Raw genomic sequence first — 16,145 nt, forward strand, 5'->3', positions numbered from 1 at the left:
TTCTTCCGATGATTCTCAACCGCAGAGGCTTCCTGACCTTCACGGCGGCGGCCGGCGGCACCCTGCTGGTGGGTTGCGGCGGTCCGGCCGCGCAGCACACCGGTTCCGCGCTGGGCGAGGACGCGCTGGCCAAGGTGCTGCCGTCCTACGTCCCGGTGGAGTACGCCAAGCCGGACCTGCCGGGCGTGAACGGCTCGCTGGCCGGTTACCTGAAGTTCCCCACCGACCTGGTCGACGCCGTGAAGGACAAGGTTCTCAACGGCGGTGAGGTCACCGCGATGACCCCCGCGTTCTGGCCGCTGCCGCCCGGCCTGGGGGAGAACTCCTACTGGGAGGCGGTCAACCGGCGCATCGGCGGCACGGTCAAGTTCGAGCAGGTGCAGGGCCAGGACTACCAGGCCAAGCTCGGCGCGATGGTGGCGGCCAAGCAGGTGCCCGAGATCACCGTGATGCCGACCTTCACCATCCCGCCGCGGTTCAGCGAGGGCGTGGGCCAGGTGTTCGCGGACCTGACCGACCTCCTCAGCGGCGACAAGGTCAAGGAGTACCCGCTGCTGGCCAACATCCCGTCCGAGTCGTGGCACGCCTGCGTCTACGGCGGCCGGCTGTACGGCGTGCCGTTCCAGGGCGAGATGTTCCCCGAGACGATCATGTACCGGCGCGACCTCGTGGAACGGCTCGGCGGGCAGGCGCCGAAGAACACCGACGAGTTCTTCCAGCTGTGCAAGAAGATCAACGACCCGGGCGCCAACCGGTGGGCGCTCGGTGACGTGTTCCGGTCGATGGTCCGGGTCTTCGGCGACCCCGGCGACTGGAGCCGCGACTCGTCCGGCAAGGTCGTGAACAAGCTCGAGACCGAGGCCTACCGGGAAGCCGTCAAGTTCACCCGCTCGCTGTTCGAGGCGGGATTCGTGCACCCGAACATCGTGGCGGGCAGCAACACCGGCATCAACGAGCTGTTCGAGGGCGGCCAGATGCTGATCCACCTGGCCGGCATGGGCTTCTGGGGCGAGGCGATGCGGCGGCAGCGGCCGAGCAACCCGTCGTTCGGGCTGGAGGCCATGCCGCTGTTCGCGCACGACGGCGGCAAGCCCCGGTACATCGTCTCCGCGCCGACCGCGATGGTCACCCTGTTCCGCAAGGACCTCTCGGCCGACCGGATCAAGGAGCTGCTGCGGCTGGCGAACTTCGTCGCCGCCCCGGTCGGCACCACCGAGCACTTCCTGGTCAACTACGGCGTCGAGGGCAAGCACAGCGCCCGCGACGCCGACGGCGCACCCGGCCTGAACGAGCTGGGCCGCAAGGAGGTCACCCTCACCTACGGGTTCATGTCCCGGGCGCCGGAGGCCATCATCGACGCCCAGTACCCGGACTTCGTCAAGGCCAAGCACGCCTGGTTCGCCGACGCCTACCAGCACCAGGTGCGCCCGCCCACGTTCGGCCTGCGCATCGAGGAGCCCGCGGAGTACACCAAGCTGCCCAAGGAGTTCGAGGACCGCACGGCCGACATCCTGCGCGGGCGCCGCCCGGTGTCCGAGGTGGACCAGCTCGCCGAGGAGTGGCGCAAGGCGGGCGGCGACAAGCTGCGCGAGTTCTACGACAAGGCCCTCTCCGATGCCGGGCGCTGACCTGTTGGAACGACCGCCCGTCCAGCCCCGCACGCCGGCAGCCGCCGGCCGGCGTGCGGGGTGGCGCCGCAGGCTGAAGCGGGACTGGGTGCTGCTGGTCATGGTGGCGCCCGCCATCGGGCTGCTCACCGTGTTCCACTACGTGCCGCTGCTGGGCAACGTGGTGGCGTTCCAGGACTACTCGCCGTTCGTGGGCATGGTCTACAGCCCGTGGGTGGGCCTGTCGAACTTCGCCCGGATCATGGAGGACCCGGAGTTCTGGTCCGCCACCGCCAACACGCTGGTCATCACCGCGTTCCAGCTGGTGTTCTACTTCCCGATCCCGATCGGGCTGGCGCTGCTGGTGCACAGCCTGATGAGCCCGCGGCTGCGGATGTTCGTGCAGAGCGTGGTCTACCTGCCGCACTTCTTCTCGTGGGTGCTGGTGATCACGCTGTTCCAGCAGATGCTGGGCGGCGCGGGCGTGCTCAACCAGGTGCTGCGCGCCAACGGCGTGGCGACGTTCGACGTGATGACCAACCCGGACCTGTTCATCGCCCTGGTGACGTCGCAGTCGGTGTGGAAGGACGCGGGCTGGGGCGCGATCGTGTTCCTGGCGGCCCTGGCCACCATCGACACCTCGCTGTACGAGGCCGCGGCGGTGGACGGCGCGAATCGGTGGCGGCGGATGTGGCACGTGACGCTGCCCGCGCTGGTCCCGGTGATCGTGCTGCTGCTCATCCTGCGCCTCGGTGAGGCGCTGACGGTCGGTTTCGAGCAGTTCCTGCTGCAACGCGACGCGGTCGGCCAGGAAGCGGCGGAGGTGCTGGACACCTACGTGTACTTCACCGGCGTGGTGAACGCCGACTTCTCCTACGCCGCCGCGGCGGGCCTGATCAAGGGCCTGATCGGGTTGCTGCTGGTGCTGGCGGCGAACCGGGTGGCGCACATGGTGGGCGAGCAGGGGGTGTACTCGCGATGACGACGGCAGTCGGTTCCACCCGCCGCGACCCGCGGCGCCGGGGCGGGCGACCGGTGTGGGACGAGCAGCCCACCCGGATCGGCCAGACCGCCAAGGGCGTGCTGGTCGGGCTGGTGCTGCTCGCCGTGCTGTTCCCGCTGTGGGTGGTGGTGGTCACCAGCTTCTCGACGGCCGATGCCATCACCCGGGCGGGTGGCCTGGTGATCGTGCCGGACGGGTTCAGCCTCGGCGCGTACGCCGAACTGCTCTCCGGCAGCGTGGTGACCCGGTCGGTGCTGGTGAGCACCGGCGTCACGGTCGTCGGCACGCTGTTCAGCACGGTGGTGACGCTGCTGGCCGCCTACGGGCTGTCGCGTCCCGGGTCGTTCCTGCACCGGCCGCTGCTGTTCATGGTGCTGCTGACGTTCCTGTTCGGCCCCGGACTGATCCCGACCTACCTGCTGGTCAACTCGCTGGGGCTGCTGGACACCTACGCGGCGCTGGTCCTGCCGGGCGCGGTGGCGGCGTTCAACCTGGTGGTGCTGCGGTCGTTCTTCATGAACCTGCCGCAGGAGGTCATCGACAGCGCGCGCATCGACGGCGCGAGCGAGTTCGGCGTGCTGACCCGGATCGTGCTGCCGCTGTCCAAGGGCGTCACGGCGGTCATTGCGCTGTTCTACGGGGTGGGCTACTGGAACGCGTTCTTCAACGCCTTCCTCTACCTCAACTCCAACGACAAGTGGCCGTTGCAGCTGGTGCTGCGCACCTACGTGCTGCAGGGCCAGTCGATCCCGGGCGCGAGTGCGGTCGACTCCACGCTGACCGGTACGGGCGGTGTGGTGGCCACGCTCGCGATCAAGATGGCGGTGATCGTGCTCGCGGTGATCCCGGTGCTCGTGGTGTACCCGTTCGTGCAGAAGCACTTCACCAAGGGAGTGATCGTGGGGGCGATCAAGGGATGACCGGCCTGCGCTACGGCGGCGACTACAACCCGGAGCAGTGGCCCGAGGAGGTGTGGGCGCAGGACGTCGAGCTGATGCGCCGGGCGGGCGTGAACACCGTGACGGTCGGCGTGTTCTCGTGGGCCCGCATCGAGCCGCGGCCGGGCGAGCGGGACTTCGGCTGGCTGGACCGGGTGCTCGACCTGCTGCACGCGGGCGGCATCGACGTCTTCCTGGCCACGCCGACCGCCTCGCCGCCGCCGTGGCTCGGGCACCGGCACCCGGAGACGCTGCCGGTGGACTTCGACGGCCACCGCCTCGGTTACGGCTCGCGCAACCAGTTCTGCCCGTCCTCCCCGGTGTACCGGGAGCACGCGTTGGCGCTGGTGGAGGCGTTGGCGCGGCGGTACGCCGACCACCCGGCGCTGAAGTTGTGGCACGTGGGCAACGAGCTGGGCCAGGTGTGCCACTGCGACGTGACGGCGGGGCACTTCCGGTCGTGGCTGCGGGACCGGTACGGCTCGCTGGACGAGCTGAACACCGCCTGGCACACCACGTTCTGGAGTCAGCGCTACGGCGAGTGGGACGAGGTGATCCCGCCGCGCCGGGCGCCGTACCTGATCAACCCGGGCCAGCGGCTGGACTTCGCCCGGTTCTGCTCGGACGCGTTGCTGGCGTGCTTCATGGCCGAGCGGGACGTGCTGCGGCGGTTCACGCCGGACGTGCCGGTGACCACGAACTTCATCGGCCTGCAAGCGCCCGTGGACTACTGGGAGCTCGCCCGGCACGAGGACGTCGTGTCGCACGACTGGTACGCCGACCCGTTCGACCCGACCGGGCACGTGATGAGCGCGTTGAGCTTCGACCTGATGCGGTCGCTGGCGGGCGGGCCGTGGGTGCTCATGGAGCAGGCGGCGAGCGCGGTGAACTGGCGCCGACGCAACCCGCCGAAGCCCGCGGGCCAGCTGCGCGCGCAGTCCGTGCAGGCGGTGGCCCGTGGCGCGGACGCGGTGTGCTTCTTCCAGTGGCGTGCCTCGCGCGGCGGCGCGGAGAAGTTCCACTCGGGGATGCTGCCGCACGCCGGTCCGGACAGCCGGGTGTTCCGCGAGGTCGTCGCCCTCGGCGCGGACCTGCGGGCGCTGGCGCCGGTGGCGGGCGCGCCGGTCACCGCGTCGGTGGCCGTGGTGCTGGACTGGGAGAGCTGGTGGGCCGCGCAGCTGGACGGGCACCCGTCCGGTGACTTCGACCTGCTCACGCGGCTGCGCGACTTCTACGAGCCGCTGTTCGACCTCGGCGTGACGGTGGACTTCGCGCACCCCTCGGCCGACCTGTCGGCGTACCGGCTCGTGGTGGTGCCGAACCTGTACCTGGTGCGTGACGCGCAGCCGTTGGTGTCCTTCGTGGCCGGTGGCGGCACGCTGGTCATGGGCTTCTTCTCCGGTGTCGTGGACGAGCACGACCGGGTGCACCTCGGCGGCTACCCGGCGCCGTTCCGGGAAGTGCTGGGGCTGCGCATCGAGGAGATGGTGCCGCTCGGGCCGGACGAGGTGCTGACGTGCACGTCCGAGTCGTTGGGCGGGTTCACCGCCGACTTCTGGTACGACGACCTGCGTGCCGAGGGAGCGGAGGTGGTCGCGTCGCTGGTCGACGGCGTGCCCGTGGTGCTGCGCAACGAGTACGGCGACGGTACGGCCTGGTACGTGGGCACCCGGCCGTCCGCCGGGGTGATGAGGCGGCTGCTCGCCCGGGTGGTGGCGGAGGCCGGGGTCGAACCCGTGCTCGACCCACCGCGCGGGGTGGAGGCGGTGCGCCGGGGCGACGTGCTGTTCCTGGTCAACCACGGCGTCGCCGACGTGCGGCTGGACGTGCCGGGCACGCACGTCGACCTGCTCACCGGCGCCACCGTCACCGACTCCGTGACGCTGGGGAAGTACGGCGTCGCGGCCCTGGCGCCGCCGCTACCCTCCGGTGGATGAGCGACAACCACGTCGTGGTCATCACCACCACCGACAGCGAGGACGCGGCCGGCACCCTGGCGAAGGCGATCGTCGAGGCACGGCTGGCCGCGTGCGTGCAGGTCAGCAGCCCGATCCGGAGCGTCTACCGGTGGGGTGGCGAGGTGCACGACGACCGCGAGTGGCAGCTGTGGATCAAGACCGCCTACGACCGGGTGGACGAGCTGACCGAGTTCGTCAAGGCGCGGCACACCTACGACGTGCCCGAGGTGCTGGCCCTGCCGGTGCTCGGCGGCAACCTTGACTACCTGGCCTGGCTGACCGACGAGACCCGGCCCGCGTGAGCGGTGCCCGGCGGGTGGCGGTCCGCGCCCCGCGGACCGCCTCCAACTCCCGCTTGACCACCGGCGCGAGCAGGTACAGGCCGATGGTGACGAACGGCCGACAGCCTCCGACCGGCGGGCTCACAAGCCCAGGCGCCGTCGGACCAGGGTGGCGGTGTGCACGGGTTCGGCGGCCGAGCCGTGGCGGACCTGCGTGCGGCAGCTGAAGCCGTCCGCGACGACCGCCGTGTCGCCGTCCGCCGACCGCACGGCCGGGAACAGCGCCTGCTCGCCGACCGCCATCGACACCTCGTAGTGCCCGCGCTCGAACCCGAAGTTGCCCGCCAGCCCGCAGCACCCCTCCAGCACCGACGCGCCAACCCCGGTCTTGGCCAGCAGCTCCCGGTCGGCGTCCAGCCCGATCTCCGCGTACTGGTGGCAGTGCGGCTGCACGACCGCCCGCCCACCGCCCGCCACCGGCTCGACCAGCGGCGACACGTGCTCGGCGAACGTGCGCACCGAGTCGGCCAGCCGCACCACGTCCGGGTCGTCACCCGCGACCTCCAGCGCGTCCGACCGGAGGAACGCCGTGCAGCTGGGCTCCAGCCCCACCACCGGCACGCCGTCCCGCGTCCACGGCCGCAGCACCCGGGCCGTGCGCCGGACCACCCGCCGCGCCACGCCGAGCTGACCGGTGGAGAACCACGTCAACCCGCAGCACACCGCCGACTTCGGCACCTCCACCCCCTGGCCGACGTGCCCGAGCACCGCCGCCGCGTCGAACCCGATACCCGGCTCGAAGTGGTTGGTGAACGTGTCCGGGAACAGCAGCACCCGCTCACCGCCGCCGGCCGGGGTGAACCGCGACTGGAAGGACCGCACCGGCGTCGGCAGCGGCCGTTGCGGCGCCACGCCGGCGAACCGCCCCAACCGCGCGGTGAGCCCGTTCACCAGCTTCAGCCGCAGCCACAGCGGCAGCCACCCCATCGAGTAGTGCGCCGCCGGCCGCACCCGTCCCCGGTAGTGGTGGTGCAGGAACTCCGCCTTGTAGGTGGCCATGTCCACGTCCACCGGGCAGTCCCGCTTGCAGCCCTTGCAGCCCAGGCACAGGTCCAGCGCCTCCCGGACCTCCTCCGACCGCCACCCGCCGCGCACCACCTGCCCGCCCAGCATCTCGAACAGCAGCCGCGCCCGGCCGCGCGTGGAGTGCTTCTCCTCCTTCGTCACCCGGTAGCTCGGGCACATCACCCCGCCGGACGTGTTCAGGCACTTGCCCACGCCCACGCACCGCCGCGTCGCCGCCGCCAGGTCACCGCCGTCCGCGTGCAGCGCGAGCGTGGCCCGCGTCGGGATCACCGGTGGCGCGACCAGCACGCGCAGGTCGGCGTCCAGCTTGAGGGGCGCGACGATCCGGCCGGGGTTCATCCGGTTGTCCGGGTCGAACGCCGCCTTGAACCGCCCGAACGCCTCGATCGCGGCCGGCGGGTACATCCGCGGCAGCAGCTCCGACCGCGCCTGCCCGTCGCCGTGCTCGCCCGACAGCGACCCGCCGTGCGCGACCACCAGGTCCGCCGCGTCGTGGAGGAACGACCGGTGCCCGCGCCGGAAGTCGAAGTCGATCCGGACGTGCAGGCAACCCTCGCCGTAGTGCCCGTAGGTGATGCCACGCCTGCCGTGCCCGGCCAGCAGCGCGTCGAACTCCCGCAGGTAGGCGCCCAGCCGCTCGGGCGGCACGGCCGCGTCCTCCCACCCCGACCACGCCTCGCCGCCGTCCGGCATCCGGGTAGCCAGCCCCGCGCCGTCCTCACGCACCCGCCACAGCGCGCGCTGTCGTGCCGGATCGGTCACCACCACCGAGTGCGGTGCGAGCGCGGCGGCCTGGTGCGCGACGGAGTCCTCCGCCGTCTCCACGAACAGCCAGCTCCGGCCGCGGGGCAGCAACCGCCACGAGTCGCCCGCCGCCCGGACCAGCTCGGCGTTCAGGCCCTCGATCGTGAGCACGTCCAGCTCGCGCAGGTGCGGCGCCAGGTCGGCGGCGTCGTACGGGCCCTCGAAGCCGAGCACCGCCAGCACCCGGCGCGGCGGCGCCTCCACCAGCCGCACGGTCGCACCGAGCACGGTCGCGCACGTGCCCTCCGAGCCCACCAACGCCCTGGTCAGGTCCGGCAGCGCGTCCAACCGGTAGCCCGACACCCGCCGGTCCAGCGCCGGGAACCACGCCGGGTCCACCTCGGGCAGGTCCAGCGGCGGGGGAGTGCGGGTGTCGAACCGGCGGCCGTCGGCCAGCAGCACGTCGAGCGCGTGCACGTTGTCGCTGGTCTTGCCCCAGGCAACGGAGTGCGCGCCGCACGCGTCGTTGCCGATCATGCCGCCGAGCGTGCACCGGGAGTGGGTGGACGGGTCGGGCCCGAACACCAGCCCGTGCGGCCGTGCGGCGTCGTTGAGCCGGTCCAGCACCACCCCGGGCTGCACCACCGCGACCCGCTCGACCGGGTCCACCGAGATCACCCGGTCGAGGTACCGGGAGAAGTCGATCACCAGCCCCGAACCCGCCGAGTTGCCCGCGATCGACGTGCCCGCGCCCCGGTTGGTGACCGGCACGCCGTGCTCGACCGCCACCGCGACCGCCGCGACCACCCCGTCCACCGACCGGGGCCGCACCACGACCTCGGGCACGTGGCGGTAGTTCGACGCGTCGACGGAGTACAGCGCGCGGTCGCCGGGCCCGGCGAGCACGTCGCCGTCCACCGCGGCCCTGAGTCGTTCGACGAATCCGGTCACCACCCGATTGTGATCCACCCCCGGCCAGTGGTGGCGTACTCGGAGGTAGGAGATAGCCTCGCCCGCATCAACCAGCAGCGATGGGAGCAAGCGTGTCGAGGTCCGTTCTGGTCACCGGCGGCAACCGGGGCATCGGCCTGGCGATCGCGCGGGCGTTCGCCGCGCAGGGCGACAAGGTCGCGGTGACGCACCGCGGGTCCGGCGCGCCCGAGGGCCTGCTCGGCGTCAAGTGCGACGTGACCAGTTCCGCCGAGGTCGACGCGGCGTTCGCCGAGGTCGAGGCCGCGCACGGGCCGGTCGAGGTGGTCGTGGCCAACGCGGGCATCACCGACGACACCCTGCTGCTGAGGATGACCGACGACCAGTTCTCCCGCGTCCTCGACGCCAACCTGACCGGCGCGTTCCGGGTCGCCCAGCGCGCGTCCAAGGGCATGCTGCGCAAGCGCTACGGCCGCATCGTGTTCATCTCGTCCGTCGTCGGCCACCTGGGCGGCGCGGGCCAGGTCAACTACGCCGCCAGCAAGGCGGGCCTGGTCGGCGTGGCCCGGTCGATCGCCCGCGAACTCGGCACCCGCAACATCACCGCGAACGTCGTCGCGCCCGGGTTCATCACCACGGACATGACCGACGCGCTGCCCGAGGACCGCAAGAAGCAGATCCTCGCCCAGGTGCCGTCCGGTCGCTACGGCACGACCGACGAGATCGCCGCCGCCGTCACGTTCCTGGCCTCCGACGCCGCCGCGTACATCACCGGCGCGGTGCTGCCGGTGGACGGCGGCCTCGGCATGGGCCACTGAACCGCGCACCACTGGGCCAAGCCACTACCAAGCACAACATCTCGGAGGACGGGTTTCAGTGACGGGACTGCTCGAAGGCAAGCGGCTGCTGGTCACCGGCGTGATCACCGACGCGTCGATCGCCTTCCACGTGGCCAAGGTCGCGCAGGAGCAGGGCGCCCAGGTCGTGCTCACCGGCTTCGGCCGGATGAGCCTCGTGGAGCGGATCGCCAAGCGCCTGCCGCAGCCTGCGCCGCTGGTCGAGCTCGACGTGCAGAACCAGGAGCACCTGGACACGCTGGCCGACCGGGTGCGCGAGCACGTGGACGGCCTGGACGGCGTGGTGCACGCGATCGGCTACGCACCGCCGTCGTGCCTGGGCGCGCCGTTCATGGACGCGCCGTGGGAAGACGTGTCCACCGCCATGCACGTCTCGGCCTACTCCTACAAGGCACTGGTCAAGGCCACCCTGCCGCTGATGGGCCCCGGCTCGTCGGTGGTCGGCCTCGACTTCGACGCCCGCCAAGCCTGGCCCGCCTACAACTGGATGGGCCCGGCCAAGGCCGCGTTCGAGGCGATCAACCGCTACCTGGCCCGCGACCTGGGTCCGCAGGGCATCCGGGTCAACCTGGTCTCGGCCGGCCCGGTGCGCACGATGGCCGCCAAGTCCATCCCGGGCTTCGCCCAGCTGGAGGCCATGTGGGGCGAGAAGGCCCCGCTGGGCTGGAACGTGGACGACCCCGAGCCGGTCGCCAAGTCGGTGTGCGGACTGCTGTCCGACTGGTTCCCGGCCACGACCGGCTCCATGGTGTTCGTCGACGGCGGCGTGCACTTCCTGGGCCTGTAACCGCCCGACTCGCGCCCTTCGCCTCCGGCAGCCGACTCGCACCCTTGCCCTGGGTAGCCGACTCGCGCCGATTTTACCTGGGGTTCGGGTGCTTTAGGCTGGTCGAAGCCGGGCAGGCTTGGCGGGCGCTTCATCCGCCGGGCCTGCCCGGCTTTGGCCTGCCTGGAGTACTCGTAAGGGGCCCCATGTCAAATCGACGCGAGTCGGCGGTCGCTCATCAACCGTCGCTCATCAACCGTCGCGCACTCGGTTTCGACGTGGTTCCGATCACGGCCGACCCGGTTGTGCGGCCGTCGACCGGCGGCGCGAGGATGTCCGGGTGAGTTACGACGCGCTGCTCTGGCTGTCCTTCGGCGGACCGGAAGGACCCGAGGACGTCCGCCCCTTCCTCGAGAACGTGACCCGCGGCCGGGGCGTCCCGCCCGAGCGGTTGGACGAGGTCGAGCAGCACTACCAGCACTTCGGTGGCGTGTCCCCGATCAACGCCCTCAACCGCGCCGCCATCGACGCCGTGCGCGGCCTGGTCGACCTGCCGATCTACTTCGGCAACCGCAACTGGCACCCGATGGTCGAGGACACGCTGGCCGAGATGAAGGCCGCCGGCGTCAAGCGCGCCTTGGTCTTCCCGACCAGCGCCTACGGCGGCTACTCGGCGTGCCGGCAGTACGACGAGGACATCCTACGTGCCCGCGCGGCCGTGGAGGACGCGCCCGAGTTGGTCAAGCTGCGCCAGTTCTTCGACCACCCGCTGTTCGTGGAGTCGTTCGCGGACGCCGTGCGCGCCGCCGCGGCCTCGTTGCCCGGCGACGACTACCGGGTGGTGTTCACCGCGCACTCGGTGCCGGTGTCGGCGGACAAGGCCGCCGGGCCGCCCGAGGACGGCGGTCACCTCTACTCCCGGCAGGTCGCGGAGGCGTCCCGGCTGGTGGCGGAGGCGGTCGGGGTGGCCGACCACGACGTGGTGTGGCAGTCGCGGTCCGGGCCGCCGCAGGTGCCGTGGCTGGAGCCGGACATCGTGGACCACCTCGACACCCTCTACGACAAGGGTGTGCGCAACGTGGTGGTGTGCCCGATCGGGTTCGTCAGCGATCACCTGGAAGTGGTGTGGGATCTCGACACCGAGGCCCGTGAGCGCGCTCAGGAGTTGGGCATGGGCTTCGCCCGCGCGGCCACGCCCAACGACGACCCCAGGTTCGCCCGACTGGTGGCGGAACTCGTCGCCGAGCACGTGGCGGACGCGCCGGTGCGCAAGCTGTCGGACTTCCCGGCGGCGGGCTGCACGGTCGACGGCGCGTTCTGCGCCACCCGGTGCTGCGAGCCCGTGAAACGGCCCGGCCGATGAGCGTCGACTTCAGCTGGTCGCCCCGCCCGGCCGACTGGCGTGACGCGCTGCGCATCGCCGTGCCGCTGTACCGGTGGGCGCCGTGGTTCGCCGCGGCGCTCGGCGTGCTCGGCGTCGTCGTGCTGGTGATGGACATGACGTGGGCGGGCGTGTTCGGGCTCGTGCTCGCTGTGATCATCATCGCACTCGTCCCGGTGGGCACCGCGGTGAACTTCCACAACCACCCCCTCGCGGCCAAGGCGGTGACCGGCACGGCGGACGCGCACTCGCTGCGGATGTCGGTCGGCGAGGCCGCCCGCAGCGAGCTGAACTGGGCGGAGCTGCCCGGCTGGGTGGAGACGGCGCGCGGTTTCGTGCTGCGGACCGGCACGACCGCCGTCTACGCCGTGCCGCACCGCGCGTTCGCCGACGCCGAAGCGGTCGAGGAGTTCCGGTCCCTGCTGGTGGAACACGTCGGCCCGGCGTCCTGAGCTGTCGCCGGTGCCCGCGTACCCTCGGTAGGCGTGTCTTGTGCGAGTGCGACGCTGGTCGTCTGGACGTCAGCCTGGCTGCATGGTGCGGCCGCGGCCGACGACGTCCTCGACGCCTTGGGGTTCTGGGCCGGGCTGCACGAAGTGGTGGCCGATGACGACGGCACCGCGACGGCGCTCGACCTGCCCGGCCCCGACGAGGCCCCGGTAGGCCCCGCGCTGCTGCTGGCGTCGCTGCGCCGCGCTTCCGCGACCACGGCCCGCCTGGTCATCCCGGTGCCCGGTGACGTGCGCGGGCTGGGCGCGAACGGGCCGCTGGGCAAGTCGGCGTTGCGCGCGGGCGAGGCCGCCGTGCTGCCCGAGGTGGGCGTGGGGCTGGTGCCGAAGCTGGTGGCGGACGGCGTCCTGCGGTGGACCGTGTTCGACCTGCCGACCGCGCCCGCCGGCGAGCACGTGCCGATCGGCGAGGCCGAGCACGGCCTGTCGTCGGCGATGCGGGAGGCGGCCACCGCGCTGGTGACGCTGGACGTGGCGCGGCACCGGCCCAACGTGCGGGCCGAGATCGCCGCGCTGTCCGCGGAGCACTCGGCGGTGGAGTGGCCCGCCGGGATGCCGTCCCGCTCGCTGCGGGTGCTCCAGCGCGCCGCCGAGGTCGCCGCGATCCTCACCGTGGCGGCGTCCGACGCACCGGGCGGGGCCGTGTCGGCGACCGCGACGAGGGCCAGGGACGAGGCGCTGCGGCCGTTGTCCGAGGCCGTCCGGCGGGCCCGGCTCGCGGCCGTGGACGAAGCCGTCCGGGTCCTTTCGGATCAGGGCGCCGGCCGCCATTAGGCGGCAGTCGCCGTCGAATATTCGACAGCTATTCGGTGATCTTCGAAATCGCCTGTTCTTCGACGATCGCAGACCCAGTCGAATATTCGACGCCGAACTTACTCCCGAACCGTGCGGGCAATCGGCTGAACAGGTGATCCGGACGGCGGCCGTTCGCGCTCCGAATCGATTCGGTCGGAACTCGAAGTGGCAATCCCATCGGCGGCTGAAGTAAGGTAAGCGCAGGTCAGCGGCCCTGGCGCAGGGTACGTGCCCGGGTATAGCCGCGGATTATGTCCAGGTCAACCCCTCGTCAACACGAGGTGTCGTGCGTTACGGTACGTCTGGGAGCGCTCCCAGGAAGCTGTTTCGGTCTCGCGTCGAATCCCGATTCGGCGAAATCGCTGGGAGCGCTCCCAGATGGCGGGTTGCTCGCAAGGAGGCGATGCATGAGTCTGCGCACGTTCGTACGTTCCCGGAAACTGACCGGGGCATTGGCGGTGACCTCGGTGGCGGCCCTGTCCGTGGCCGGGGTGGTGGCTTCGACGGCCACCGCCAACGCTGCCGCCGGTTGTCGGGTTTCGTACCAGATCAGTAGCCAGTGGCAAGGCGGATTCGGCGCCAATGTCACGGTCACCAACCTCGGTGACGCCATTTCCGGCGGTTGGACGCTGGAGTGGGACTTCGCCGCCGGCCAGCGGGTCCAGCAGGGTTGGAACGGCACGTTCTCCCAGTCCGGGAGCCGCGTGACGGTCCGCAACCCCTCTTGGGCCGGCAACCTCGGCACCGGCGCGTCGGTGACGCCCGGCTTCAACGGTTCGTGGACCGGGTCCAACCCGGCCCCGACGCAGTTCCGGTTGAACGGCACGGTGTGCACGGGGTCGGTCGACACGACGACCACGACCACCACGACCACGACCACGACCACCACCACGTCGACGACGACCACCACGACCACGACGGGCAACAACCCGGGTGGTCCGAAGGTCGACAACCCGTACGTGGGCGCGGGCGTGTACGTGAACCCGCAGTGGTCGGCTCGCGCCGCCGCCGAGCCGGGTGGCTCGCGGATCGCGAACCAGCCGACCGGTGTGTGGCTGGACCGGATCAGCGCGATCGCCGGCAACGGCTCGCCGACGACCGGTTTCATGGGTCTGGCGGACCACCTGAACGAGGCCGAGAAGCAGCGCGCGGCGCGTGCGGACGGTCAGCTGGTCTTCCAGTTCGTCGTCTACAACCTGCCCGGCCGCGACTGCGCCGCGCTGGCCTCGAACGGTGAGCTGAAGGCCGACGAGATCGGCCGTTACAAGACCGAGTACATCGACCCGATCGTGAGCATCGTCTCGCGGCCGGAGTACTCGAAGCTGCGCATCGTCCCGGTCATCGAGATCGACTCGCTGCCGAACCTGGTGACCAACGTGTCGCCGCGTCCGACCGCTGTGGCGAACTGCGACACGATGAAGGCGAACGGGAACTACGTCGAGGGTGTCTCGTACGCCGTCGGCAAGCTCGGTGCCATCCCGAACGTCTACAACTACATCGACTCCGGCCACCACGGCTGGATCGGTTGGGGTGACACGGTTCCCGAGTACGACAACTTCTACGCCGCCGCCAAGCAGTTCGCGGCCATCCTGGGCAAGAACGGCGCCACCAAGGACAAGGTCCACGGCTTCATCACCAACACCGCGAACTACTCCGCGCTGGAGGAGCCGTTCTGGACGGTCGACGACGTCGTCGGTGGCCGCCCGGTCAAGGAGCAGGCGAAGTGGGTCGACTGGAACGACTTCAACGGTGAGCTGGGCTTCGCCACCGGCATGCGTGCCGAGCTGGTCAAGCAGGGCTTCGACAGCGGCATCGGCATGCTGATCGACACCTCGCGCAACGGCTGGGGTGGCCCGAACCGGCCCACCGCCAAGTCGACCGCGACCACCGCGGACGCCTACGTGAACGAGTCGCGCATCGACCGCCGCGCCCAGAAGGGCAACTGGTGCAACCAGGCCGGTGCCGGTCTCGGCGAGCGTCCGAAGGCCGCGCCGAAGCCGAACATCGACGCCTACGTCTGGATCAAGCCGCCGGGTGAGTCCGACGGTGCGAGCAAGGAGATCCCGAACACCGAGGGCAAGGGCTTCGACCGCATGTGCGACCCGACCTACATGGGCAACGTGCGCAACGGCAACAACCCGTCGGGTGCTCTCGCCGACGCGCCGCTGTCGGGCCACTGGTTCTCGGCCCAGTTCCAGGAGCTCATGCGCAACGCCTACCCGGCGCTGTGACATCGGGTGACTGGCACGACCGGCAAAACAACTGAATAACTCTGCACACCCGTGGGCGGCGTCCTTCCCGGACGTCGCCCACGGGCATTTATTCGTTTGTGGTCGCCCTTTAACGTGGCACTGGTGGACATCGACGAGATCACCGCGCGGTTGGCGCTCCGGTTCGGCCCTTCGGTGGCCGGGTGGTGCGAGCGGGTACCGGACCAGGCGGCGCGGGCCGCCGAGCGCTGGGGGTTGGCGTTGGACGGGATGACGCCGCAGGGCGCCTCCTCGGTGGTGATCGCCTGCACGCTCCCGGACGGCGGGCAGGCGGTGCTCAAGCTCAGCCCCGACACCGTCTTCCTGGCCGGGCAAGCGGCGGCGCTGCGCTCGCTCGCCCCTTCCGGACGGGTGCCGGAGGTGCTCGCGCAGGACGAGGGCGTGGTGTTGATGGCGGCGGTGCTGCCCGGCACGATGGCCGACGAGCTGCCCGTCCCGCCTTCGGCGCGGGAGTGGGCCGAGCTGGTGGCGGCGCTGCACGTGGTGTCCGACCCGGACGGCGGCCTGGACCTGCGCGAACGGTGCGAGGAGTCCTACGCCCGCATCGGCCGCCGGCTGGCCGACCCCGCCGTCGCCGCGCACGTCACGCAGGCCGTGTGGGACCGCGCCCTCGACCGCTGCCGCGCCCTGCTCGACACCCAACCGCGCGTGCTGCTGCACGGCGACCTGCACCTGGGCAACGTTCTGGACGGCGGTCCGCGGCGCGGCCTGGTGGCGATCGACCCGAGGCCGTGCGTAGGCGACCCGTGCTACGACGTGGTCGACTACGTGCTGGAAGCCGCGGGCCGCGAGGGCGTGGCCGAACGCGGCGCACTGGTCGCCGAGGTGACCGGCCTCGACCCCGACCGCCTGCACGAGTGGTGCCGGGCGCTGGCCCCGATGATCGCCGTCTCGCGCCTGGACGACGACGCGGCCCGAACCGAACTGCTCGCCCTGGCCCGCTGACCCGCCGCCGCGACCGCTGGCCCGCCGCCGCGACCGCTGGCCCGCCATCGCTTCGCAGGGGTCCCCGCCCAGGGG

The 16,145-nt window shown here is 71.4% G+C and carries 13 protein-coding genes; 12 read left to right on the plus strand and 1 reads right to left on the minus strand.

The genetic code is table 11. The features are described from left to right. The first annotated feature begins 8 nt into the window (after positions 1-8). From B0I31_RS29840 to cutA, 5 genes are read left to right on the plus strand one after another with little or no spacing between them, the layout of a single operon-like run. Positions 9-1,628, plus strand: a complete 1,620-nt coding sequence (locus tag B0I31_RS29840; protein ID WP_106618731.1) for an extracellular solute-binding protein — start codon at positions 9-11, stop codon at positions 1,626-1,628. After that, on the plus strand, positions 1,615-2,589 hold the full coding sequence (locus B0I31_RS29845) for an ABC transporter permease (RefSeq protein WP_106618732.1): 975 nt from the start codon (positions 1,615-1,617) through the stop codon (positions 2,587-2,589). The genes B0I31_RS29840 and B0I31_RS29845 overlap by 14 nt, the downstream gene beginning before the upstream one ends. Beyond that, the gene (locus B0I31_RS29850) at positions 2,586-3,530 is read left to right on the plus strand and encodes a carbohydrate ABC transporter permease (protein WP_106618733.1); all 945 of its coding nucleotides are present in this window, start codon (positions 2,586-2,588) and stop codon (positions 3,528-3,530) included. The genes B0I31_RS29845 and B0I31_RS29850 overlap by 4 nt, the downstream gene beginning before the upstream one ends. Continuing rightward, the gene (locus tag B0I31_RS29855) at positions 3,527-5,485 is read left to right on the plus strand and encodes a beta-galactosidase (protein ID WP_106618734.1); all 1,959 of its coding nucleotides are present in this window, start codon (positions 3,527-3,529) and stop codon (positions 5,483-5,485) included. The genes B0I31_RS29850 and B0I31_RS29855 overlap by 4 nt, the downstream gene beginning before the upstream one ends. After that, positions 5,482-5,808, plus strand: a complete 327-nt coding sequence (gene cutA / locus B0I31_RS29860; protein WP_106618735.1) for a divalent-cation tolerance protein CutA — start codon at positions 5,482-5,484, stop codon at positions 5,806-5,808. The genes B0I31_RS29855 and cutA overlap by 4 nt, the downstream gene beginning before the upstream one ends. 120 nt (positions 5,809-5,928) lie before the next feature. On the opposite strand, the gene B0I31_RS29865 is transcribed toward cutA, so the two are convergent. Next, positions 5,929-8,571: an FAD-binding and (Fe-S)-binding domain-containing protein gene (locus tag B0I31_RS29865; RefSeq protein ID WP_106618736.1), complete on the minus strand. Its 2,643-nt coding sequence runs from the start codon at positions 8,569-8,571 to the stop codon at positions 5,929-5,931. Between the two features lie 89 nt (positions 8,572-8,660). Between B0I31_RS29865 and fabG the strand changes: the two genes are divergently transcribed. The 7 genes from fabG to B0I31_RS29900 all read left to right on the plus strand — a co-directional run bounded on the left by fabG (position 8,661) and on the right by B0I31_RS29900 (position 16,070). Continuing rightward, positions 8,661-9,365, plus strand: a complete 705-nt coding sequence (gene fabG / locus B0I31_RS29870; protein WP_073886649.1) for a beta-ketoacyl-ACP reductase — start codon at positions 8,661-8,663, stop codon at positions 9,363-9,365. Positions 9,366-9,423: 58 nt separating this feature from the next. Continuing rightward, the gene (gene fabI / locus B0I31_RS29875) at positions 9,424-10,191 is read left to right on the plus strand and encodes an enoyl-ACP reductase FabI (RefSeq protein ID WP_106618737.1); all 768 of its coding nucleotides are present in this window, start codon (positions 9,424-9,426) and stop codon (positions 10,189-10,191) included. Positions 10,192-10,510: 319 nt separating this feature from the next. Beyond that, a complete protein-coding gene (locus tag B0I31_RS29880) occupies positions 10,511-11,533 on the plus strand; it encodes a ferrochelatase (protein ID WP_106618738.1) in 1,023 nt (340 codons plus the stop codon). Next, entirely contained in the window at positions 11,530-12,003 is a 474-nt protein-coding gene (locus B0I31_RS29885; protein WP_106618739.1) for a YcxB family protein, read from the plus strand. The genes B0I31_RS29880 and B0I31_RS29885 overlap by 4 nt, the downstream gene beginning before the upstream one ends. A gap of 33 nt (positions 12,004-12,036) precedes the next feature. Next, positions 12,037-12,834: a hypothetical protein gene (locus tag B0I31_RS29890; RefSeq protein WP_073896861.1), complete on the plus strand. Its 798-nt coding sequence runs from the start codon at positions 12,037-12,039 to the stop codon at positions 12,832-12,834. A gap of 428 nt (positions 12,835-13,262) precedes the next feature. Then, positions 13,263-15,086, plus strand: coding sequence for a glycoside hydrolase family 6 protein (locus tag B0I31_RS29895; protein WP_106618740.1), 1,824 nt, complete (start codon positions 13,263-13,265; stop codon positions 15,084-15,086). Positions 15,087-15,209: 123 nt separating this feature from the next. Further along, complete coding sequence (locus tag B0I31_RS29900) at positions 15,210-16,070, plus strand: aminoglycoside phosphotransferase family protein (RefSeq protein ID WP_245950550.1); 861 nt, start codon at positions 15,210-15,212, stop codon at positions 16,068-16,070. Positions 16,071-16,145: the final 75 nt, after the last annotated feature.

This window comes from Saccharothrix carnea, assembly GCF_003014735.1.
Taxonomy (GTDB): Bacteria; Actinomycetota; Actinomycetes; order Mycobacteriales; family Pseudonocardiaceae; genus Actinosynnema; species Actinosynnema carneum.

What these genes read in the sequence shown, in the direction of transcription:
- B0I31_RS29885 (WP_106618739.1), top strand. Translation starts at nt 11,530, where the DNA reads ATGAGCGTCGACTTCAGCTGGTCGCCCCGCCCGGCCGACTGGCGTGAC.
- B0I31_RS29840 (WP_106618731.1), top strand. Translation starts at nt 9, where the DNA reads ATGATTCTCAACCGCAGAGGCTTCCTGACCTTCACGGCGGCGGCCGGC.
- B0I31_RS29850 (WP_106618733.1), top strand. Translation starts at nt 2,586, where the DNA reads ATGACGACGGCAGTCGGTTCCACCCGCCGCGACCCGCGGCGCCGGGGC.
- B0I31_RS29895 (WP_106618740.1), top strand. Translation starts at nt 13,263, where the DNA reads ATGAGTCTGCGCACGTTCGTACGTTCCCGGAAACTGACCGGGGCATTG.
- cutA (WP_106618735.1), top strand. Translation starts at nt 5,482, where the DNA reads ATGAGCGACAACCACGTCGTGGTCATCACCACCACCGACAGCGAGGAC.
- B0I31_RS29855 (WP_106618734.1), top strand. Translation starts at nt 3,527, where the DNA reads ATGACCGGCCTGCGCTACGGCGGCGACTACAACCCGGAGCAGTGGCCC.
- B0I31_RS29845 (WP_106618732.1), top strand. Translation starts at nt 1,615, where the DNA reads ATGCCGGGCGCTGACCTGTTGGAACGACCGCCCGTCCAGCCCCGCACG.